Source organism: Sphaerisporangium rhizosphaerae, from assembly GCF_042665155.1.
Classification (GTDB): Bacteria; Actinomycetota; Actinomycetes; order Streptosporangiales; family Streptosporangiaceae; genus Sphaerisporangium; species Sphaerisporangium rhizosphaerae.
Genome location: NZ_JBHTCG010000005.1, coordinates 335,225 through 357,399, shown reverse-complemented (window position 1 = coordinate 357,399; position 22,175 = coordinate 335,225). Strand labels below are relative to the sequence as shown.

Sequence of the window (22,175 nt, the reverse complement as noted above, 5' to 3'; positions counted from 1 at the left end):
GACCCGCTCGTGGAACGGCTCGTTGGCTGACGTCTGCGCGGGAGTTGATGGTGATGGCGGCGACACCGGACATGAGGGCGTCCGACGGCGACAGAGACAGGGTCGCGGCCGCGCTACGTGAGCACTGCGCCCAGGGCCGGCTCACCATGGAGGAGTTCAACGAGCGCCTGGAACTGGTCTACGCCGGGCGCACCTATGGCGACCTGCGAAAGCTCACCGCCGACCTGCCGGACATCGACCTGAACAACCTGCCCGCGGCGCAGGCGCAGGCGCCGGAGCGGCGCCGGCCCACGGGGATGCATCCCGGGTTGAAGGCGGCCTGGACCTCGTGGGCCAGCGTGTTCGGCATCTGCGTGCTCGTTTACGCCATGACCGACCTCGGCGGATATTTCTGGCCGATGTGGGTCGGCGGTCCCTGGGCGGTGATCCTGCTGATCAGCACCCTGTCCGGCTCGGACCCCAACGAGATCGGCAAGAGCAAGAAGGACAGGAAGCGCAGGGAGCGCTGAGGCTCCGGTCTCGGCCCGCTCTGTGTAGTAATACACGCTCGGCGTTCTGTGCGTATTCGTACGCAGAAGGGAACGGCGAGCCTCCATAACGTGAGCGTCGTCCGGAACGAGCGGCACACAGAAAGCTCGGCCGGCACGGGGAATCCGTCCTCATCCCGAGGACGCTCGCTCACAGGAGGAAACCGTGCGCAAGATCCGCAACCTGCTCGTCGGCACCGCCCTCGCCGGTGCTCTGGCGGCGGGCGTCGCCGCCGCCCCCGCCGCCTCGGCGTCGACGGCGAGCGCCACCGCCGCCACCGCCGCCACCTCGGCCTCCCAGGCCCTGTCCCGCCACAGCTTCGGCCCGTACTTCTCCGACTTCGGCGGGCGCGAGGACCGGGGCGACCGCTCCTACGTCCGCGGCTTCTGGGGCCGGTCGGGCGGCCGCTACTACCTCGACTTCGACCTGTTCGACCGCGACCGCGACCGCCAGTACAGCTGGCTGGACGTCTACTACCACAACGGCAGCGGCTGGCACTTCTACAACCGCTACCGCACCTTCGGCCACAGCGCCAGCAAGATCTTCTTCAACCGCGGCGTCGACGGCTTCCGCTTCCGCGTGGGCGAGGGTTCCACCCGTGACTACGACTGGAGCGGCTGGCACCGGTTCTGATCCGGTCTCCTCGAAGCGGTGATCAGACCTCCCGGTCTCAGTGAGGGGGACCGGAGGCGGGGGAAACAGAGCGGGCGCTCCTGGGGGAGCGCCCGCTCTCGTCGTGTCCGGCGACATCGGCCGGGTCCGTCCGTGGGGACGCTCGACCGCCGCGAGGCGTCGAAGCGTCCCCGGGACCGCGGCATCGGCCGGCCGGGGCGCACCCGGAGGTATCGGATGTCCTGTCCGGCGGTATCGGACTGTTCACGGGCATTGGACGCAGGCTTTGCCGCTGATGGCAGTTTCCCGGGTTGTCGCCGGGTAGGTGATCTTTTGCGGGCACATCCCCTGCGCGCACGAGCACGCGCCCACCCAGGCCCGGTATCGGCGGTACCGTGCGGCCGGGTGGGCGCGTCCATCCCCTTTCCCGCTTCGCTGAGGTACGCTGGTGGTCGGTTGTGTCCGGACAAACGTCAGGCGTTTCGCATTTCCACGCCGGTTGTCGTACACTCCTTTGTCGGCTCACTATGACCAGACGCGTCGGCGGTCAGCTATCGCCGCTCTCTCACGCGCGTTCTAGGTCGCGGCTGCTTAGTGATCCGATACCTCAGACGACCGATCAGTGAAACGCGAGGGACATGGCCAAGAAGGACGGCGCCATCGAGATCGAGGGCACTGTGGTTGAGTCGCTCCCGAACGCGATGTTCCGGGTGCAACTCGACAACGGCCATAAGGTCCTGGCCCACATCAGCGGACGGATGCGGATGCACTACATCCGGATCCTCCCCGACGACAGGGTCGTCGTGGAACTGAGCCCCTACGACCTCAGTCGTGGGCGGATCGTCTACCGATACAAGTAAGCCCCCCGTCCCGGCGGCGAGGTAGAACCGCGTCCACCGTGCGCTTAGCACGGCGCGCGCGGGTCGACCCGGCCGGACCGGCGGGCGGGCCGTCTGAGGAACGACAGGGACTATGAAGGTCAAGCCGAGCGTCAAGAAGATCTGCGACAAGTGCAAGGTGATCCGCCGGCACGGTCGCGTCATGGTGATCTGCGACAACCTGCGCCACAAGCAGCGCCAGGGCTGATCGCGGCCCGGACGGGAGGGCGGCCCCAGCGGGCGGCCGGCCCGGCCGGAACAACGTAATCGCGCACCACACCCGCGCAGGCGGCCGCAAGGCCGAACCGCGCGGGCGACCCCCGGTCGGAGGCCGGGGCCCTCACCCCGGGCATGGGGAGGGGTAGTGGGGCGCAGGACCTCCGCCACATCGAAGGAGAATGCCCGACCATGGCTCGCCTGGTTGGCGTCGACCTCCCCCGCGACAAGCGGCTGGAGATCGCTCTCACCTACATCTACGGAATCGGCCGCAGCCGCGCCCTGGAGATCCTGAACGCCACCGGCGTGAACGGTGACCTGCGGGTGCACCAGCTCAGCGACACCGAGCTCGTGCCGCTGCGTGACTACATCGAGGCCACCTTCAAGATCGAAGGTGATCTCCGCCGCGAGGTTCAGGCCGACATCCGTCGCAAGATCGAAATCGGCTGCTACCAGGGCATCCGTCACCGCCGCGGCCTTCCGGTCCACGGGCAGCGCACGCAGACCAACGCGCGCACCCGCAAGGGCAAGAAGAAGACCGTGGCCGGCAAGAAGAAGCCCGGCAAGAAGTAGTCCGCGACGGGGCGCCGAGCCGGGTCAGTCACTGGCCCGATGCCGCGCCCCCGTCCACGCAGCAGGACCGACCACCTCAGGAGATAGCGCTACATGCCTCCGAAGAGCCGCCAGGGTGCACCGAAGAAGGTGCGCCGCAAGGAAAAGAAGAACGTCGCTCACGGGCACGCCCACATCAAGAGCACGTTCAACAACACGATCGTTTCGATCACCGACCCGAGCGGGAACGTGATCTCCTGGGCCAGCGCCGGCCACGTCGGCTTCAAGGGCTCTCGCAAGTCCACGCCGTTCGCGGCGCAGATGGCCGCCGAGAACGCCGCCCGCCGGGCCATGGAGCACGGCATGCGCAAGGTCGACGTCTTCGTGAAGGGCCCCGGTTCCGGTCGCGAGACCGCCATCCGGTCCCTCCAGGCCACCGGCCTTGAGGTGGGGTCCATCCAGGACGTGACCCCGGTTCCGCACAACGGCTGCCGTCCGCCCAAGCGCCGCCGCGTCTGAGGCCCAGGAGAAATAGAGAAATGGCTCGTTACACCGGAGCGGACTGCAAGCTCTGCCGCCGTGAGAAGACCAAGCTCTTCCTCAAGGGCAGCAAGTGTGAGTCCCCCAAGTGCCCCATCGAGATCCGTCCTTACCCGCCGGGTGAGCACGGCCGCGGCCGTCCCAAGGAGTCGGAGTACCAGCTCCAGCTCCGCGAGAAGCAGAAGACCCGCCGCATCTACGGCATCCTCGAGAAGCAGTTCCGCAACTACTACGAGGAAGCCAACCGCAAGTCCGGCAAGACGGGTGAGAACCTCCTCCAGATCCTGGAGAGCCGTCTCGACAACGTCGTCTTCCGCGCCGGCCTCGCCGTGTCCCGTGACGCCGCCCGCCAGCAGGTGCGCCACGGCCACATCACGGTGAACGGCAAGAAGGTCGACATCCCGTCGTACCGCGTGCGCGAGCACGACATCATCGAGGTCCGCGAGAAGGCTCGCAACCTCATGCCGTACGAGGTGGCCCGCGCCACCGTCGGCGACAGGACCGTCCCGGCCTGGCTCGGCGTCGTTCCGGACAAGCTGCGCATCCTGGTGCACCAGCTCCCGGTCCGTCAGCAGATCGACACCCAGGTCCAGGAGCAGTTGATCGTCGAGCTCTACTCCAAGTAAGGCTCGAGTGAGTCTGCCGCAGAGCTGTACGGCATCCTGGTGGAGGCCGTACAGCTTCGGCAGTGAAGAACCCAATCGCGGTGGTCAAATAGCGGGCCCCGCGGAACCAGGGGAGAACCCATGCTGATCGCACAGCGCCCATCCCTTCTCGAGGAGTCCATCGAGGAGACCAGGTCGCGGTTCGTCATCGAGCCGCTGGAGCCGGGTTTCGGCTACACCATCGGCAACTCGCTGCGCCGCACGCTGCTGTCCTCCATTCCGGGGGCGGCGGTCACCAGCATCCGCATCGAGGGCGTCCTGCACGAGTTCTCGACCGTGCCCGGGGTCAAGGAAGACGTCACCGACATCATCCTGAACCTCAAGGCGCTGGTCGTGTCCTCCGAGCACGACGAGCCCGTCGTCATGTACCTGCGCAAGCAGGGCCCCGGTGAGGTCACGGCCGCCGACATCGCGCCGCCCGCCGGTGTCGAGGTGCACAACCCCGACCTGCACATCGCCACGCTGAACGGCAAGGCCAAGCTCGAGATGGAGCTGACCGTCGAGCGCGGTCGCGGCTACGTCTCGGCCGCCCAGAACAAGCAGCCCGGCCAGGAGATCGGCCGCGTGCCGGTCGACTCGATCTACTCGCCGGTCCTGAAGGTGACCTACAAGGTCGAGGCCACCCGAGTCGAGCAGCGCACCGACTTCGACCGTCTGATCCTGGACGTCGAGACCAAGCCGTCGATGAAGCCCCGCGACGCGGTGGCCTCCGCCGGCAAGACCCTGGTCGAGCTGTTCGGCCTGGCCCGCGAGCTCAACGTCGAGGCCGAGGGCATCGACATCGGCCCGTCGCCGACGGACGCGGCGCTCGCCGCCGACCTGGCGCTGCCGATCGAGGAGCTGAACCTCACCGTCCGCTCCTACAACTGCCTCAAGCGCGAGGGCATCCACACCGTGGGTGAGCTCGTCGCGCGCAGCGAGCAGGACCTTCTCGACATAAGGAACTTCGGTGCCAAGTCGATCGAAGAGGTCAAGCAGAAGCTGCACGAGATGACGCTGTCCCTCAAGGACTCCCCGCCCGGGTTCGACCCGACGGCCGTCGCCGGCGGCGACTACGACGACGACGACGCCCGTTACGTCGAGACCGAGCAGTACTGACCTGACCGGCTCGCGCCGGAGGCGAGCGCCTTCGGCGCGGCGGCACGCGTCACCGCATCACCTCATCAACGGGAGCCCTGTCCGAACGACCAGGGCTCCCGGCCCGACCCCGGTACCTGACACGGCCGGAGCGGGTTATCCCAAAGGAGAAGGACCATGCCCAAGCCTGCCAAGGGCGCACGTCTCGGCGGCAGCCCGGCTCACGAGCGGCTGATCCTGGCGAACCTCGCCACCCAGCTGTTCCAGCACGGCCGCATCCGCACCACCGAGACCAAGGCCAAGCGCCTCCGGCCGCTGGCCGAGCGTCTGATCACCAAGGCCAAGAAGGGCGACATCCACAACCGTCGCCAGGTTCTGACCGTGGTCAAGGACAAGGGCGTCATCCACCACCTGTTCACCGAGATCGCGCCGACCTTCGCCGAGCGTCCCGGTGGCTACACCCGCATCACCAAGCTCGGCCCGCGTAAGGGCGACAACGCCCCGATGGCGCTGATCGAGCTGGTGTCGGAGCCGCTGAACGCGGTCACCACGACCCGCACCGCGCCGGCCGCCGCCCCGGCCGAGGAGATCGTCGAGCTCCCCGAGAACGACGCTCCCGCCGACGCGACCCCGGCCGACGAGGCCCCCGCCGACGCGGCTCCGGCCGACGAGAGCGCGGAGGCCGGCGAGAAGACCGAGTCCAAGAAGGACGAGGCCTGATCGCCTAGCGGCCATCCCGGGGGCGCCGACGTCCCCGGGCACGGCCGGAGCCATCCGGCCGCCGATCGCGAAGACGGGCCCAGCACACCACCTCGGTGCGCTGGGCCCGTCCGCGTTCACCCCGCACCTCCAGCCCGCCCTCGACCGATACCTTCGCTCCACCGAACGCCCCAACGGCGATCCCGGCACGCAGGGGGACGCAGTGCCCACACCACCGCCCGCAGAGTCCGCACCCACCGCCCCGTCCCGTCCCGGGAACTCCTCGACGGCCCCCCAGGACGCTCCGCCACCGGCGGCGGAGGCGCCGTCCGCGATGCTGCGGTTGCGGATGGATCTCGGGTACGACGGCACGGCGTTCTCCGGCTGGGCCCGCCAGCCCGGACAGCGGACCGTGCAGGGCGAGCTGGAGACGGCGCTCGGCCGCATCCTGCGCCTCGAACCGCCCCCCTCCCTCACGGTCGCCGGCCGTACCGACGCGGGGGTGCACGCGCGGGGCCAGGTCGCCCATGTCGACCTTCCCCCCGAGGCGCTCCGCGCCGTCGAGGGACGCCGCAAGGACGCCGCCCCGATGAGCGGCGCTCAGCGCCTCTCCGCGCTCACCCGGCGGCTGGCCGGGGTTCTACCGCCCGATGTACGGGTCCATGCCCTCAGACAGGCCCCTGAGGGCTTCGACGCCCGGTTCTCGGCGCTGTCGCGGCGCTACGCCTACCGTGTCTGCGACGCCCCCGGTGGCGGTGACCCACTGCGCCGTAACGAGGTCCTGTGGTACCCGCGCCCCCTGGACGTCGGCCGCATGAACGACGCGGCCGTCCATCTCCTCGGGGAGCACGACTTCGCCGCCTTCTGCAAGAGGAGGGACGGCGCCACCACCATCCGCGAGCTCCAGCGCCTCTCGTGGACGCGCGACGCCGAGGGCCTGCTCGTCGCCACCGTCGTCGCCGACGCCTTCTGCCACTCGATGGTGCGCGCCCTGGTCGGATGCCTGCTCGCCGTCGGCGAAGGCCACAGGGCCGTGGAATGGCCCGCCGGTGTGCTCCTGAAGGCCGTGCGCGACTCGGGGGTGAACGTCGCCCCCGCCCGTGGCCTGTGCCTGGAGGAGGTCCGCTACCCCGCCGACCCCGACCTGGCCCCCCGAGCCCGCCAGACCCGCCACCTCCGCACCCTCACCCCCTGACCCCGCGAGCCCCCTCACCTCAGTCGGTCGGTGGGTCGGACCCGGGCGGGAGGTGCTCACCCGGGTCGTCTCCGTCGGTCGGTGAGGTGTCAGTCGGTGACGCGCTTTTCGATCACTTGGGCGGTGTGGTCGCGGAAGGCGCCGCTGACCGGGCCGAGGTCCTTCTCCTGGCCGGTGGGGGTGTGACCGTCGCTGTAGGTGGCGAAGCTGAAGACGATGTAGTGCCCCCAGACCAGCCCCGCCGCGTAACCGCCGGAGATGTCGGCCTTGTCGGTGCCGGTTCCCGCGCCGCCCGCCAGTCCGCGGAACCAGACGGTCTTCGCGAGGTTCTTCTTCTTGTCCGCCGCGACGGCCGCCTGCTTGGTCGGGAACACGGCGATGCCGGTCGTCACCGCGTAGCGGCGCTTGTTGTCCACGTACGTCGCCCGCAGGACCCGGGTGCACTTCTGGCGCTTCAGCGCCGTGGCGAAGCCGCCCACGGCCACCTTGTCGCACCGCGGCGTGATGTCCACCTTGGCGCGGGTGTAGGCGCGTCCGCCGACGATCAACCGCCGCTGGGCGAACGCCTCCTTGAGGGTGAGCTTCTTCGGGTCGGTCTTCACCGAGTCAAGGATGGTGGTGGCCGCCGTGCTCGGCTCCGGGGAGGCGGTCTCGGTCGGCTCCTCCTCGGGCAGGCGCACGTCCACCGACGGCAACGGGTCGGGCATGGTCACCGGCTTGCCGGCCCCGCTGTAGGTCTGGTACCCGAAGTACGCGGCCGTGCCGATCGCCGCGATCGCCACGGCGACTCCGGCGGCCAGCACCACCCGCTTCCCTGAGCGGGGAGCCGGCTCGGCCGCGCCCGTACCTGCGGGCGGCTCGGGCGGCGTGGCGCCGGGCGGTACGAACGGCGGCCGTTCGACCGCGACCTCCGACGCCGTCGGACGGTCGCCGGCCGCGAAGCCTCCGGTGAGCCCGACGCCGGTGCCCGGCCCGGATGTCACCGTGGAGGCGAGACCGCCGGCCGCCACGGCGCCCGCCACTGCTCCCGGTGCCCCCGTTGCCGCCGGTCCAGACGGTGCTCCCGCGGGTGCCGCCGATCCTGCCGGTCCTGCGGGTGCCGCCGGTGCGTTCGCTTCAGACGGTTTTTCCGGTGCGTTCGGTGCCGCCGGTCCCGCCGACGCCGCGTCCGGTCGTGTCGTCGTGGGCCCCGACAAGGGAGATCTCGCGGAGGCCGGTGTCCCGCCGCCTGCCGGTGTGGCGCCGGTGCCGGCGCTGGGTGGCGAACCTGCGGCACCTCCGGTGGCGGACGGCGTGCCGCTGACGGGCGGCGCGCTCGCGATGCCGCCGATCGCGGACGGGGCGCCGGCGTCGGCCGTGGACAGGGGGCCGGCGGGCGTGGAGGGGATGCCGGCGGGCGTGGACGGGGTGCCACCGGTGGTGGGCTGGTCGCCGCCCGCCGCGGTGCCGCCTCGGCCTCGGGAAAGGCCGGTCGCGGGCGCGGTGCTCTCGCCGGTCCCGGCGCCCTCGGCGGGCGATGCGGTGCCGCCGGCAGGCAGGGGGAGCGGCGAGAGGGTACGAGGAGCGGGCGGAAGCGGTGTGCCCGGCGCGGGCGCGGGCGGAAGACCTCGTGCTCCTGGACCGGAAGTGGGTGTGCCTGGAGCGGAGCCCTGTGCGCCCGTGGGCTGGTAGGGCCTGCTCGAGGTCAGGCCCCGCGTTCCGGGGGCCGGGTCGGTGGCGCCCGGAGCCGGCTGCTGGGCCGACCCCTCGGCGGCATCGCGTGAGAGCGGGTTGCGGGAACGCGGCGTCAGCGCGTCGCTGGTCAGCGGAGCCGGTGGCAGAGGCGTGCCGGGCAGACGGGCCGGTGCGGTGGGGCCCTCAGGCTTCTGAGCCCCCTGCGACGGCGTGTGCGTCCCCTGCGAGGGGCGGTCCAGCGGGGGGAGTGACATGGGCGCGGGCGGCAGCGGAGTGCCCGGCCGATGCGGGGGAGGAAGGGCCGCGCGCGGCGGAGGACCGGCCTGCGAACGCGGAATGGCCGGCAGGCCCTTCGCCTCGCTCCGCTTCGCCGCGTCGGAGGTGCCCGACGATATGCCGGAGTCGTTGAACCTGCCCGTCCCCTCCGACGTACCAGACATCGTGGACGCACCGGTTCCCGGAGACGCCGCGGTACCGGATGGTGGTGGCGTGGCGGGCGCGGCGGGACGCGGCGCAGGGATGGACGGCGCCGGGATCGGGGGCGGTGACGGGGCCGGAGGCGGTGACGGCGCCGGGATGGACGGCGTCGGCCTCGGATCGGGGGCCGGCGCCGGAGCGGGTGACGGTGTCGGTCCAGGTGCGGGAGACGGCTGTGACGGCGGCACGGACCCGGGTGAGGTCTCGGCCTGTTCGGTACCTGGTGGGGTCTCGGACCGCTCCGCGCTTGGCGACGTTTCGGGGCGACCGGTGCTCGACGACATGCCGGACGACCCGCTGACGTAGGAGGAGGCGCCACCGGTGTGCCTGCCGCCCTTGGCATCGGGGATGTGTGCCACGTCCGGCACCTTGGGGCGCTCGCCGTCCGCCGATCCGGCCGAGTGCTTACCGTCCTTGGCATCTGTAGTGGGCGGCGTGCCGTCCTGGATGCCGCCGGGGTTCGTCGCGCCGAGACGATCGTCGTCCAGCATGCCCGGCGGCGGCCAGACCGGGATGTCGGGGTATTGCGGTGTCTGAGGACGCCACGTGCCGTCGCCCGAGCGGTAGCCGCCGTCCTGCCGGCCGCCTTGAGAGGATCGAGCGGCGTTCTGCCCGGTGAGAGGCGCATCCTGCGGCGAGGTGGCCGGCCCGTCCTGCGGCTTGGGGGACGCCGATGACGCGTCCTGCGGCGTGGGACGTCCCGACAGAGGGTCGTGTGGCATGGGTGGCACCGATGAGACGTTCTGTGGCGTGGGGCCGTTGGGCGGCAGGTCTTGTGGTGCGGGTGGCGCGTCGTGTGGCGTGGACCGGCCGAACAGGATGTCCTGTGGGGTGGGCGGCGCGTCCTGTGGCACCGAACGACTGGACAGTGGTGCCGGGGGCGCCCAGGAGGCACCTTGCGGCGCTGGAGGCCCCCAAGGGCCGTCCTGCGGTGGCGTGGGCGTCCAGGAAGCATCTTGCGGCGCCGGAGGCGCCCAGGGGCCGTCCTGGGGTGTCGGCGGAGTCCACGGGGCATCTTGCGGTGCCGGTGGTGTCCAGGCGCCGTCCTGAACTGATGGCGGTGTCCAGGGGCCGCTCTGCGACGCCGGAGGCGTCCCCTGTGATCCCGGCGGCGTTCCCTGTGACCCGGGTGGTGTCCACGGGGTGTCCTGTGGGGCCGGCGGCGCCCATGGGCGGTCCTGCGGGGTGGGCGACGCCCACGGCGCCTGCTGCGGCGCCGAACCGGCCTGCGGTCCGGGGAGGGGAGGAGCCGGCGCGTCCTGGGGAGCCGCCGCCCAGTGTGGAGCGGGCCGGGGGGCGTCCAGCGGCGACGATGACCAGTTCTGCCCAGGAGACGCTGACGGGTTCTGCGCAGGAGACGTTGACCAGTTCTGCGCAGGTGACGTTGACGGGCTCTGCGCAGGAGAAGGCGCGTCCTGAGGAGCCGGAGTCGAGGGGACAGGGGGGACGGCCCAGGAGCTCGGCGGGCTGAGCGCCGGCGTCGAGACCTGCGGCTCGGCCGGCGCGGTCTCATGAGGAAGGAGCACCGGCGCGGCCCACAGCTGGTGCACACCTGACGCGGCGGACGGCTGGTCACCTGACGGGGGGCGCGTCCCGTCGCCGGTACCACCGAATGGCCCGTTCGCAGGTGTGCCGATAGGGCTGTTGTGGGTGGCGCCGTGGGACCCGTCCTGTGGCACGCCGTATGGCCGGCCGGTGGTCGGGTCGTAGGGCGCGGGGGACTGCCATGCCTCCGGGCCGATCCGAGGGGCGCTGCCCGGCGAAGCACCGCTCGCCATGCCGCCGGGCGGACCCGCCGCGCCACCGGTAGGACTCGCCATGCCGCCGGTAGGACTCGCCATGCCGCCGGGCGGACTCGCCAAGCCACCGGTAGGACTCGCCATGCCGCCGGGAGGACTCATCGCATCACCGGGCGGACTCGTCGCGCCACCGGGGGGCGTGCCGGCCGGGCCGCCATGGGAGGCGGCGAGGCCCTGATGCGGGCTCGCGGGAAAGCCGATCTGGGACGGTGCGGGTTGAGCGGCGGGAGTGGGGCTGCCGGAGGAGCCGACGGAGCGGTAGTTGTGCTGGGGAGGCTGGTCGGGATCGAACCACTCGTAGTCCAGGGGGAACCGGTCGGCCGGCCGGGCGTCGCCGGGGCGGCGGGACACGGTGTCGCCGGCGTGGGCGGTCGGGGTGTCGCCTGGGTGGTGGGACATGGTGTGGCCGGGGTGAGCGGTCGGGGTGTCGCCTGGGCGGTGGGACACGGTGTCGCCGGAGTGGCGGGACGTGGTGTCGCCAAGGTGGGCGGTCGGAGTGTCGCCGGGGTGGGCGGACACGGTGTCGCTGGGGTGGGCGGGCGGCGTGTCACCGGGGGTGGGAGTGGGTGTCCCCTGGGAGGAGGACGGGCCCCGCGCCTCTCTGAGGGCGGAGGATCTCACGTCCTGGGTCGAGTCGGGGTCCGTCACGCTCTGGTCGGTCCCTGGCACGTGCGGGCGTACCTGCCCGAAGCTCGGGGGTGGCATCGAAGGAGCCCCCGAGCTCTCGGTCCCGCGTTCGTGCTCGGATCCGGAATCCTGGCCACGCATACGCGGAAGCGTATCCACAGTCAGAGATCGGCATACCGCTATGGGCGTTTCCTGGTCTAGCTCGACAGGTGATTTGTGCGCTTAAGTGCCCATAAAGGGTGGTTTGACGGTCAGTTGCTCCGGGCCCCGGTGAGCGCTCGGGTGTCCAGCGCGGAGAAGACGGTCGTCTCGGTGATGTCCATCGCCGCCCGGTTGAGCCGCTTCAGCTCATCCTTGGAGGGCTTGTGCCCGTCCTTGTACTGGAACCACAGCAACACCAGGTAGTGCCCCTGGGGCCACGCTGTGGCGTACGACTCGCCGCCGCTGCCGAGCAGCTTGGTGGCGGAGTCCTTGCCCTGGAGCGGGCTGACGTAGTCCTCCAGTTCGCCGCCGGTGCCGGTCTTGGCCGCCTTCTTCGCCCCGGCGGCGGTGTTCAGGTTGGCCACGCCGACCGTGCCGATGAGCTTGCCGTGCGCGTCGCGGAAGCTGGCCCGCAGGAACTGCGTGCACTTGCCGGCCGTGAGGACCTTCTGCATCTCGGTGCCGTGCACGGCGTCCTTGCACTTCTTGTCCAGCCGTCGCACCGTCATGAGGTACGAGCGCCCGTGGGTGGTGACCTTCTTGCGCCCGAACACCTCGCCGAGGGTGAGCGGCTGGGGATCGCTCTTGCGCGAGGCCGCGAAGCCGTACTTGCCGCCTCCGACGCGGCCCACCACGGGCGCCTGCGCCGTCGCACCGCTCGGGGAGGGAGCGGCCGTGCCGGTGGGCCGGTCGCTGCCGCTCATGATGGCGATGCCCACGACGATCACGGCGACCAGCGCCAGGACGCCTCCGATCATGAAGAGCGGAGCGCGCGACGTGCGGGGCACCAGGTCCGGCTCGCTCCTCCTGGCCTCCTTGGGAGGCGGCGGCACCGCCCCCGCCGACCCGGCCTCGGACGGCTCCGCCTGCGCCCGCGTCCTGTCGAAGGACCCGGTCTCTGCACGGCGGCTCTCGAAGGATCCGGTCTGCGCGCGGGGGCTCTCGAAGGCCCCTGTCTGTGCGCGGGTGTTCTCGAACGAGGACGTGGACTGGGACGGGGTGGCGGAGAAGGGGCCCGTCTGGGACGGGGCTCGGGTGAACGGATCGTTCTGCGCCGGCGCGGGCGGCTCGAACGGCCGCCGGCCGAGGTCTTCGAAGGGACGCGGTCGCGCCTGCCGTCCGGAGAGCGGCCCGCTCTCGCGCGGCTCGAACGAACCGCCACGGGGCTCGAAGGAGCCCGCACGCGTCTCGGGGGAACCGCCGCGAGGCTCGAAGGAGCCTGCACGCGTCTCGGGGGAACCGCCGCGGGGATCGAACGAACCGCCACGGGTCTCGCCGGGCGACCTGCCTCCCTGAGTGTCGCCGTACGCCCCGCCGCTCTGCGTCCCGCCGAAGGAGCCGCCGGGGCCTTCCGCGCCGTACGCCCGCGTCCGGCCGTAGGCGCCGTCCCCGCCCGTGTCGCCACGGGTCTCGCCGTACGCCGGCCGGCCGGACGCCGCCCCCGCGCCCGTGTTCCCGAACGCCGACCCCTCGCCGGTGCTTCCGAACGCCGAGCCCGCTCCCGTGTTGCCGAACGCCGAGCCCGCTCCCGTGTTGCCGAACGCCGAGCCCGCTCCCGTGTTCCTGAACGCCGGCCCCGCGCCAGTGTTGCCGGGCGCCGGGCCTTCGCCTGTGTCGCCGAACGCCGAGCCCGCTCCCGTGTGCCCGTACGTGGCGCCGTCGCCCGCCCGTGGGGCCTCGAAGGGGCGGACGTGGCCCGGCTGCTCGGGGAAGGCGGAGGTGCGGGGCGTGCCGTACGTGCGGCCGACGCCGAAAGTGGGATCGCCGGACGCGCCGGAGGGGTCGCCATAGGGGTGTGGACGACGCTCGTCGGCGCGGGCCCAGGAGGGCGGGTCAGGGTCGGGTTCCGGCGTGGCCGTCCATGACGCCGGCCCGCCCGCCTCCTCCTGCGGCTCGGTCTCCGGCCGGAGGTCGCCGGGCTGCCGAGGTGTCTCGTACGGCTGGTAAGGCTGGCGGCGTGGCTGTCGATCCCCGGGGTAACCCATGCGCCGAGACTAGCCGGGCACGACGACACGACAAGTCAGGAATAGCCGAAGTCCTGTGTCCACCATGTGTCTCCCGAACCGTACGCGACGCCCACCCCGACGGTGGTGATCCGGCAGTTCAGGATGTTGCGGCGGTGCCCGGTGTTGGCCATCCAGCCCTGCACGGCCTCCTCGGCCGATTCGTAGCCGCGGGCGATGTTCTCGGCCGCGCTGTTGCTGTATCCCGCGCGGGCCATGCGGTCCCACGGGCTGAGCCCGCCGGGCGAGGTGTGGCCGAAGTAGTTCTTCGCGGCCATGTCCATGCTGTGGGCGCGCGCGGACCGGGTGAGCCGCGGGTCGACGCGCAACGGAGCGCATCCCCGCGCGGTGCGCTCCTGGTTGGTGAGGCGGACCGCCGCGGCCTCGAGCCGGGCGACCGGAGGTGCTCCGTCGGGGGGCGCCTGCGCCGTGTCGTCTCTGCCGCTCGCGGTGCCGACGCTCGTGCCGGGCGGCATCTCCGACCCCGAGCCGTCGATGGTGTAGCGCCGCCTGGTGGCCGTGGGCGTGGGCTGCGAGCGCGCGCCCGCGGTGGGGGAGACGAGCGGGCGCGTGACGTGGCCGAGGGGCGCGCGGTCGACCGAGGAGGTTGCGGTGGGCCGGGGCGCCGCGAGGAGCCGGGTGCGGGTCGGCGCGGGAGGGCCGGTCTGAAGGTAGATCTCGTCGGGCCGTTCGGCGCCGTTCAGTCGCACCACCACGAAACAGGCGACCAGGGCCAGTGTCAGGCATGCCAACAGACCCACGTGGGTCCGCCGACGGGGGAACCGCTGGGTGTGCCGAAGGTGAGGGCGCTGACACATACCGCTGCCAATATAGAGAGGTCAGCTCATGTTAAAGAAGAGACGCGAGGGACTGGTTTTCGTTGAGGCATTGGTCCGATCACGGAGTAGACTCGCCGGGCGGACCCGTTGTGACGGTCCAGGTTCCGGCGTCGCCGTTTTGACCCGAGCCCGTCACCGGCGGTAGTCTGCACATTTGTTGTGTGCGAACTGGTCCCTCGTGACCGGTGCGCGGCGCGGTCCGGCGTCATCTCCCTGCTCGTGGAGACGGAAGGTCTGGGCTGTCGTGCGCCCGCCCACGACCTCCGCCAGACACGCCAACCCGACAGAAGGCTTACCACCGTGCGCACGTTCACCCCTAAGGCCACCGACGTACAGCGTCAGTGGTACGTCATCGACGCCACCGACGTCGTGCTGGGTCGGCTGGCCACCCAGGTCGCGACGCTGCTCCGCGGTAAGCACAAGCCGATCTTCGCGCCGCACGTCGACACCGGTGACTTCGTCATCATCATCAACGCCGACAAGGTGGCCCTGACCGGCAACAAGCTGGAGCAGAAGAAGGCGTACCGTCACTCGGGCTACCCGGGCGGTCTGCGCTCGGTCTCCTACAGCGAGCTGCTCGAGAAGCGTCCCGACCGGGCCGTGGAGAAGGCCGTGAAGGGCATGCTCCCCAAGAACTCTCTCGGCCGGAAGATGGCCAAGAAGCTCAAGGTCTACGCCGGTTCCGAGCACCCGCACCTGGCGCAGCGGCCGGTGCAGTTCGAGATCACCCAGGTCGCCCAGTAGTCGCACACCGTTGGCCGACGGCTGACGCCGAGATCGAAAGTTAGAGGAGAACCGTGGCCGAGCCCACCGGTGTCGAGACGCCCCTCGAGGGCGAGCTGGACATTGCGGACAACTCCGAGGAGTTCCCGTCCGAGTACACCAGCGAGTCCGCTCCCAGCAGCGAGGTCGCCGCACGTAAGCCCATCACCACGGGCAACTCTTACGGCACCGGCCGCCGCAAGGAGGCGATCGCCCGGGTTCGCATCATGCCGGGCACCGGCAAGTGGACCATCGAGGGTCGCTCGCTGGAGAACTACTTCCCGAACAAGGTCCACCAGCAGATCGTCAACGAGCCCTTCGTGACGCTCGGCGCCGAGGACCAGTTCGACGTCTTCGTCCGCATCGACGGCGGCGGCGTGACCGGTCAGGCCGGCGCCGTCCGCATGGGCCTCGCCCGCGCGCTCACCGCGCTGGACACCGAGGTCAACCGTCCGCCGCTGAAGAAGGCCGGCTTCCTCACCCGCGACGCCCGTGAGACGGAGCGGAAGAAGGCCGGTCTGAAGAAGGCCCGTAAGGCTCCTCAGTACAGCAAGCGTTGACGGGTCGGCTGTTCGGCACCGACGGGGTTCGTGGGGTCGCGGGTCGCGACCTCACGGCCGAGCTCGCCATGGACCTCTCGGTCGCGGCGGCTCACGTCCTCGGCGATGCCGGCGCGTTCGAGTCGAGCGTCGGGCGGCGTGGCCGCCCGGTCGCCGTCGTGGGCCGGGACCCGCGTGCCTCGGGGGAGTTCCTCGAGGCCGCCGTGGTCGCCGGCCTCGCGTCGTCCGGTGTGGACGTGCTGCGCCTCGGCGTGCTGCCCACCCCGGCCGTCGCCTATCTGACCTCCGCCCTCGGGGCCGACCTCGGGGTCATGATCTCCGCGTCGCACAACCCGGCGCCCGACAACGGCATCAAGTTCTTCGCCCGGGGCGGGTACAAGCTGCCCGACGCGGTCGAGAACGACATCGAGCAGCGGCTCGGCGAGAAGTGGAGCCGTCCGGTGGGCGCGGCCGTCGGGCGGGTGCGCGAGGCGTACGGCGAGGCCGACCGGTACGTCTCCCACCTGCTGGAAACGCTGCCGGGACGCCTGGACGGCCTGCGGGTGATCATCGACTGCGCGCACGGCGCCGCGCACATGGTGGCGCCTGAGGCGCTGCTGCGCGCGGGGGCCGTCGTCGAGACGATCGGCGCCTCGCCCGACGGCCTCAACATCAACGAGGGCGTCGGTTCCACCCACCTCGACGCTCTGCGCGAGGCGGTCGTGGAGCGCGGTGCCGACGCGGGCATCGCCTACGACGGCGACGCCGACCGCTGCCTGGCCGTGACGGCGTCCGGCGAGGTCGTGGACGGCGACCAGATCATGGTGGTGCTGGCCATGGCCATGCACTCCGCCGGCACGCTCACCAAGGACACCGTCGTCGCCACCATCATGTCCAACCTCGGCTTCAAGCACGCCTTGACCAAGGCCGGGCTGACCATGGTGGAGACCGCCGTCGGTGACCGTTACGTCCTTGCGGCCATGAAGGCGGGCGGGTACAACCTGGGCGGCGAGCAGTCGGGTCATGTGGTCATGCTCGACCACGCCACCACCGGCGACGGCCTGCTCACCTCGCTGCACCTGCTGGCCGAGGTCAACCGGTCCGGCCGCTCGTTGTCGGAGCTGGCCTCGGTCATGACGCGGCTGCCGCAGGTGCTGGTGAACGTCCGGGACGTCTCCAAGGCCAAGGCGGCCGCTTCGCCGGAGCTGGCGGCGGCCGTGGCCGCCGCCGAGGAGTCGCTCGGCGACGGCGGCCGGGTGCTCATCCGGCCGAGCGGCACCGAGCCGATGGTCCGGGTGATGGTGGAGGCCGAGTCCCAGGACGAGGCCGAGTCCATCGCCCGCAAGCTCGCCGACGTCGTCCGCGCCACCTGCGCCTGACCGGCCGCGACGCCCGCACGGGCGCCGGCGGCCCCGGTACGGCCGCGGCGCGGAGCGGACGGTCGTGGCCTTGACGCCGATGTCCCCCGTACGACCTCGTCGTGCGGGGGACCTTCGCGTCCAGGGGCGGACACGGGCGCGAGACGCAGGCCGGTGCCCGTGGCGCGGGCGCGGATTCGGAGCGCGGGTCAGGCGTGGGCGCGCAGCGCCGCGATGACCCATTCGAAGGACGGCACGCCCGAGGGGTACGGCGGGCGGCCGTTGAGCACGCACATCAGCTCCCAGTAGCGCTCCACCCGGCGATCGGTGAAGGTCTCCAGCCGGTCGGCCAGCGCGGCCCGTTCGGCGGCGGGCGTCTCCGGCGCGACGATGCGGTCCAGGACCTGCCGGCCCTCCGGCGACTCCGGGGCGACGCCCGCCGCGACGGCCGCCCCGGCGTGCTCGATCACCGTCTGCGCGTCGTAGGGCTCCGCCTGCCCGCCGCTCTCCGCGCCCGCGAGCACCATCTGGCGCACGCGCCGCTGGAACGCCTCGTCCGACAGCAGCCCGACCAGCTCGGACCACGCCTCGCCCAGCTCCTCGGCGGGGGCGTCCGGCAGCTCGTCGGGCAACCGGCGCATGGCCTGCCCGATGCCCGCTCCGGGAGCGTCGGGGGCGATGCCGGCGAAGGCCTGGTCGACGAAGCCGTCGACGATCCGCTGCCGTTCCGGTGCGGAGAGCTTGGCCAAATCGTGCATGATTTCTCGTCTCCTCAGTCATGTCCGCGAAGCATCGGTCAGGGCGATGCTTCGAGGGTCAAGACTTCACCTTCCAGTCGGTGGAGACTCAACCGCTTTTCCACATCCAGGGTGATCTAAGGTGGCTGCTCGTGGTCGGTAGGCGCAGGCACCAGGTGATGGCCGTCATCTCCCTTGCCGGAGGTGTGGCCCTGACATGGACGCTGGCGGCCACCGGCACCGACGGCGACTTCTTCCGTTCGCTGCTGTATCCGTGGACGTGCGCCGGGGTGCTGCTGGTCGCGGTCATCCTGGGCGCCGTCGTCCGCGTGGGGAGCGCCCTCGCCGTCCTGGTGCCCTTCTCGCTGCCCCAGCCACTGCTGGCCGTGTGGAACGGCATGACGCCCCGGCCCGACGGTGAGGGAGGCCTGTGGGTGCTCGGCTTCACCGTCTCGACGCTGCTGCTGGTCTTCTCGGTCGGGTGCGTCGCCATCGGAGTGTGCATCCGCCTGATGTTCCGCCGCTGAGTTCGCTTGGCCTCGCTTCGCTCGGCGGAGATCTCGGATCGGCGAAACGCCCCGTCCGCCGGGGGCGATTCCGGTTCAGTGGTGTCCGTGGGCCGGCGAGGGGGAGGGCATCGGTGCGGGGTCTGAAGGTCCTGGCGCGGGTGGTCGCCGGCGCGGCCGGCGTCGTCGCGGCCGGGGTGGCCACCAACCAGGTGCTCAACAACGGCGCGCTGAGCTGGAACTGGGCGTACGCCGCGTTCGCCCTGGCCCTGATAGCCGAACTGTCCCGGGAGTTGCTGGTCTCCCCGCCGTCGCCCGTCACGGGTGCCCGGCCGCCGCGCGGAAGCCTCGGCGTCTACCTGCGCCAGGTGCGCGCCAGCGTGAGCTACATGGAGACCCTGGGCGTGGCCACCCAGAGCGAGTTCATGCTGCGCACCCGGCAGGTGTACGTCGACGTCAGCCTGATGCCCAAGCCGACGCACGACACCGCCCGCGAGCCGTACGTCGGCGCAGTCCCCGCGCGGCCACAGGCGGTGCCTGGCGAGCGGCGGACGCTGGAGTCGTTCCTCGCGGCGGGGCACGACGGCGGCCGGGTGCTCGCGGTCATCGGCGGCCCCGGTTCGGGCAAGACGACCCTCGTCCGCACCACCACGCTCAACCTGAGCACGTGTACGTGGCGTTTCTGGAGAGGCGGCCCGCTGCCCGTCCTGCTCTATCTCCGCGACCACGCGGGAGCGCTGATGGCCGCGCAGCCCCCGGGGCTCGCCGCCGTGGCGACGTCGGCCGGCTGGCTGGCCGGGAGGATCCCCGCCGCGTGGCTGGAGCGGCGGCTCGACCGGGGCGGCTGCGTCGTGCTGCTGGACGGCCTGGACGAGGTCGCCGACGAGGACGACCGCGTCCGCGTGGTGGCGTGGATCCGGCGGCAGATCGAGCGGCATCCCCGCAACCAGTACGTCGTCACCTCCCGGCCGCACGGCTACCTGTCCAACCCCCTGCCGAGCGCCGAGGTGCTCCAGGTGCGGCGTTTCACCCACGAGCAGATCGGCCGCTACCTGCACGGCTGGTACCACGCCATCGAGAGCCGCGCCGCCGACGCCCCGGGCCCGGCCGTCAGGGAGATCGCCGCGGGCAAGGCCGACGATCTGCTGGCCCGCCTTCGCGCGGCTCCCGGCCTGTACGACCTGGCGGCCAACCCGCTGCTGCTCACCATGATCGCGAACGTGCACCGTTACCGCGGCCAGCTTCCGGGCGGTCGTGCCGCGCTGTACGCCGAGATGTGCGACGTCCTGCTGCACCGCCGCCAAGAGGCACGCAACCTGACCGACGCCACCGGCCTGCGCGGCCCGCAGAAGGAGCGTGTGGTCCGGCACCTGGCACTGGCCATGATGCGGGGCGGGGTCCGCGACATGGCGGCCATGGACGCGGGCAGGGCCATCAGGCGTGCGCTGCGCCAGGTGTCGGGGACCGTGACCCCCGAGGTGTTCCTGGAGGAGGCCCGCAAGAGCGGCCTGCTCGTGGAACGCGAGCACGGCAGGTACGCCTTCGCCCACCTGACCCTTCAGGAGTACCTGGCCGCCGCCCAGATCGGCCAGCACGACCCGGGCCCGCTCGCCGGCCACGTGGACGACCCGTGGTGGCGGGAGACCATCCTGCTGTGGTCGGCGAACGCGGACGCGACCCCGGTCATCGAGGCGTGCCTGGCCTCAGGCACCGTCCGGGCCCTGGCGCTGGCCTTCGACTGCGCCGAGCAGGCCCTCCAGGTGGATCCCGGCGTCCGGGAGCGGCTGGAAGCCCTGCTCGACGTGGGCGACGCCGAGCAGGACCAGGACCGTCGCAGGCTGCTTGCCGGGGTGAAGGCCGCGCGGAGCCTGCGCGAGGTCATCTGGCTCGACGAGAACACCGCCGTCTGCGCCCGCCCGGTCTCCCGCGACCTGTACGACATGTTCCTCCGCGACACCGGCGTACACGGCGACACCTGGTACGGCGCACGTGGCCGGGCGCCGTCCGGCGACGCCCCACCCTCGGGCGGTGGGGACGCGCCGTCCGGTGGCCGTAGGGACGTGCCGTCCGCCGCCCGTGGGAATGCGCCTCCCGAGGCGGCCGAAGAGGAGCCGGTGGTGGGAGTTCTCGCCGGTCACGCCCATGTGTTCGTCGGCTGGCTCAACGCCCTGCTCGACGGCGACCTCACCTACCGGTTGCCGACCCGCGAGGAGATGGGCGATCCGGCCCTGAGCCTCGTGGAGGGCGTGTCCGGCCACACCGTCTGGGTGCGCGACCCAGGCGACACCGGCGCTCCTGGTGCTCCCGAGCCGTCGGAGGTCACCGCCACCGCCGACGACATCGTCCTGCACCAGCCGGACGGCGTCCCCTCCCCGTACGCGCCCGACGTCTCGCGGCTCGTCGACTACCCGGCGCGCGATGTCGCCTTCTGTGGCGACCACCTGGCGTTGGTATTGGGCGCGGAGCCGTCCCCGGAGGCGTGGTCGTACGCGCGTGTCTTCGCCGCAGCGCTTGAATACGTTGAAGCGCCGTCGCCGGGCGCCGACCGAGACGCGTTCGCCCGCGTCCTGGTCCTGGCTTCGCACCTGGAACTCCAACGCCTCGCCGACCTCGTCCTCCAGCGTGCATCGCACGTTCGCCGTGCCGTGGTGCTCGTCCGTGTCATGCGGCTGGGACAGGCTCTTGGAGTGGATTTCGCGTCCCACGCCGGGCTCGCCGGATTTCTCACGCTCCAGGAGCTGGTCGAGGAGAAGCTGCTGTACGGGGCATTCCTGGCTTCCAGCGAACTCTCCTCGTTGGTTCCGGCGCTCGCTCGCCTCGCGCCACTGCACGCGCGGATCGACGGAACCCTGGGCCACCTCGATCGTCGTTGGCTGGACTACTCGGAATCGTCGTGGCGGGATTCGCTCGTGCCGGACCTGGAGGAGGCGGTTCGGCATGCCGCCGGTCTGGCTCACGCGGGGAGGCCCGGCCTCATGAGCGGTGGTCCGGCGATGGTGTTCAACCGCGCCGGTGCTCTGGGCCGGCTGTCCGGCCTCGCCGGGGACCCGGCTCACCGCCCGGACGGCCTCCTCGACTACTGCGACGGCGCGGACACCTCCGACCGTGATCACGACCTCAGGCGCGCGGTCGGCCTGGCCCTGGTGATGCACGACGACCGGTTCGAGGGAACGATGATCGCGCTTCGCGCCCTGCTCGACTTGTGGCGGCCCTTGTGGGGCGTGGATCCCATCACGCAGAAGGTCCAGGTCGACCGTCCCCCCACTCTCGATCGCGTGCTCGCCGACTTCACCAGCGACCTGTCCTTCACGCTCGGCCATCGCGGGAACCCGGTCGCGGCGCTGCGTGAGGGCATCGCCGTCCTGTCAGCGTCGAGCTCGACGGGTCGGTCCAGGACCAGACGCGAGCAGGCCCTGCGTCTGGCCGCGGAAGCCGAGGCCCTGATCGCCCCGGTGATGCTTGGGGGCGCCTCCTACAACGTGATCGACTTCGCCTGCGCGCGCGTGCGCCTGATCGCCGCCGTGGCGGTGCTGGTGCGCTCCGTCGGCGGGCAGTTCGAGACACCGGTGGTCTACGAAAGAAGGGCGGCCGAACGGCTCGCCGAGGCCATGGCCGGCCTCGCCGGTCTGCAGGACCGCTTCGAGGGCCGCCTGCCGGCGAACGAGCTCATCGTGCTGGTGCGGAGCTGATA

At 71.6% G+C, this 22,175-nt stretch carries 19 protein-coding genes; 15 read left to right on the top strand and 4 right to left on the bottom strand.

Annotated features, from left to right (window positions below):
- The first annotated feature begins 53 nt into the window (after positions 1-53).
- From ACFQSB_RS10615 to truA, 10 genes are all read left to right on the top strand, one after another.
- Positions 54-509 (top strand): DUF1707 SHOCT-like domain-containing protein, encoded by a 456-nt coding sequence (locus tag ACFQSB_RS10615; protein WP_380825941.1) that lies wholly within the window; start codon positions 54-56, stop codon positions 507-509.
- Between the two features lie 184 nt (positions 510-693).
- Positions 694-1,161 (top strand): hypothetical protein, encoded by a 468-nt coding sequence (locus tag ACFQSB_RS10610; RefSeq protein WP_354924606.1) that lies wholly within the window; start codon positions 694-696, stop codon positions 1,159-1,161.
- A 617-nt stretch (positions 1,162-1,778) separates the two neighbouring features.
- Entirely contained in the window at positions 1,779-2,000 is a 222-nt protein-coding gene (infA, locus tag ACFQSB_RS10605) for a translation initiation factor IF-1 (protein WP_012887858.1), read from the top strand.
- A gap of 112 nt (positions 2,001-2,112) precedes the next feature.
- The gene (rpmJ, locus tag ACFQSB_RS10600; protein ID WP_003956441.1) at positions 2,113-2,226 is read left to right on the top strand and encodes a 50S ribosomal protein L36; all 114 of its coding nucleotides are present in this window, start codon (positions 2,113-2,115) and stop codon (positions 2,224-2,226) included.
- Positions 2,227-2,426: 200 nt separating this feature from the next.
- Positions 2,427-2,807 (top strand): 30S ribosomal protein S13, encoded by a 381-nt coding sequence (rpsM, locus tag ACFQSB_RS10595; protein ID WP_354837548.1) that lies wholly within the window; start codon positions 2,427-2,429, stop codon positions 2,805-2,807.
- Positions 2,808-2,900: 93 nt separating this feature from the next.
- Positions 2,901-3,305 carry a 30S ribosomal protein S11 gene (gene rpsK, locus ACFQSB_RS10590; RefSeq protein ID WP_012887860.1) on the top strand — a complete coding sequence of 135 codons (405 nt, stop codon included), beginning with the start codon at positions 2,901-2,903 and terminating at the stop codon, positions 3,303-3,305.
- Positions 3,306-3,325: 20 nt separating this feature from the next.
- Positions 3,326-3,952: a 30S ribosomal protein S4 gene (gene rpsD / locus ACFQSB_RS10585; RefSeq protein ID WP_380825936.1), complete on the top strand. Its 627-nt coding sequence runs from the start codon at positions 3,326-3,328 to the stop codon at positions 3,950-3,952.
- A 120-nt stretch (positions 3,953-4,072) separates the two neighbouring features.
- Positions 4,073-5,089 carry a DNA-directed RNA polymerase subunit alpha gene (locus tag ACFQSB_RS10580; protein ID WP_354837543.1) on the top strand — a complete coding sequence of 339 codons (1,017 nt, stop codon included), beginning with the start codon at positions 4,073-4,075 and terminating at the stop codon, positions 5,087-5,089.
- 156 nt (positions 5,090-5,245) lie between these two features.
- Positions 5,246-5,788, top strand: coding sequence for a 50S ribosomal protein L17 (gene rplQ / locus ACFQSB_RS10575; RefSeq protein ID WP_380825934.1), 543 nt, complete (start codon positions 5,246-5,248; stop codon positions 5,786-5,788).
- 313 nt (positions 5,789-6,101) lie between these two features.
- Positions 6,102-6,962 (top strand): tRNA pseudouridine(38-40) synthase TruA, encoded by an 861-nt coding sequence (gene truA / locus ACFQSB_RS10570; RefSeq protein WP_380825932.1) that lies wholly within the window; start codon positions 6,102-6,104, stop codon positions 6,960-6,962.
- Positions 6,963-7,051: 89 nt separating this feature from the next.
- Here truA and ACFQSB_RS10565 read toward each other — a convergent pair whose 3' ends face one another.
- From ACFQSB_RS10565 to ACFQSB_RS10555, 3 genes are all read right to left on the bottom strand, one after another.
- Positions 7,052-7,984: a hypothetical protein gene (locus ACFQSB_RS10565; RefSeq protein WP_380825930.1), complete on the bottom strand. Its 933-nt coding sequence runs from the start codon at positions 7,982-7,984 to the stop codon at positions 7,052-7,054.
- Positions 7,985-11,790: 3,806 nt separating this feature from the next.
- On the bottom strand, positions 11,791-13,725 hold the full coding sequence (locus tag ACFQSB_RS10560) for a hypothetical protein (protein ID WP_380825929.1): 1,935 nt from the start codon (positions 13,723-13,725) through the stop codon (positions 11,791-11,793).
- 35 nt (positions 13,726-13,760) lie between these two features.
- Entirely contained in the window at positions 13,761-14,504 is a 744-nt protein-coding gene (locus ACFQSB_RS10555) for a CAP domain-containing protein (protein WP_380825927.1), read from the bottom strand.
- Positions 14,505-14,882: 378 nt separating this feature from the next.
- Here ACFQSB_RS10555 and rplM point away from each other — a divergent pair, with 378 nt between their 5' ends.
- Genes rplM through glmM form a run of 3 tightly spaced genes read left to right on the top strand, consistent with a single transcriptional unit; the run spans position 14,883 to position 17,262 of the window.
- Entirely contained in the window at positions 14,883-15,326 is a 444-nt protein-coding gene (gene rplM, locus ACFQSB_RS10550; RefSeq protein WP_354924594.1) for a 50S ribosomal protein L13, read from the top strand.
- A gap of 53 nt (positions 15,327-15,379) precedes the next feature.
- A complete protein-coding gene (gene rpsI, locus ACFQSB_RS10545; RefSeq protein ID WP_354837527.1) occupies positions 15,380-15,904 on the top strand; it encodes a 30S ribosomal protein S9 in 525 nt (174 codons plus the stop codon).
- Complete coding sequence (gene glmM, locus ACFQSB_RS10540; RefSeq protein ID WP_354924592.1) at positions 15,901-17,262, top strand: phosphoglucosamine mutase; 1,362 nt, start codon at positions 15,901-15,903, stop codon at positions 17,260-17,262. Before rpsI ends, glmM begins: the two co-directional genes overlap by 4 nt.
- Positions 17,263-17,450: 188 nt before the next feature.
- Here glmM and ACFQSB_RS10535 read toward each other — a convergent pair whose 3' ends face one another.
- Complete coding sequence (locus ACFQSB_RS10535) at positions 17,451-17,999, bottom strand: hypothetical protein (protein WP_380825925.1); 549 nt, start codon at positions 17,997-17,999, stop codon at positions 17,451-17,453.
- A gap of 131 nt (positions 18,000-18,130) precedes the next feature.
- Between ACFQSB_RS10535 and ACFQSB_RS10530 the strand changes: the two genes are divergently transcribed.
- Positions 18,131-18,505 carry a hypothetical protein gene (locus ACFQSB_RS10530; RefSeq protein ID WP_354837521.1) on the top strand — a complete coding sequence of 125 codons (375 nt, stop codon included), beginning with the start codon at positions 18,131-18,133 and terminating at the stop codon, positions 18,503-18,505.
- Positions 18,506-18,618: 113 nt separating this feature from the next.
- On the top strand, positions 18,619-22,173 hold the full coding sequence (locus tag ACFQSB_RS10525; RefSeq protein WP_380825924.1) for an NACHT domain-containing protein: 3,555 nt from the start codon (positions 18,619-18,621) through the stop codon (positions 22,171-22,173).
- Positions 22,174-22,175: the final 2 nt, after the last annotated feature.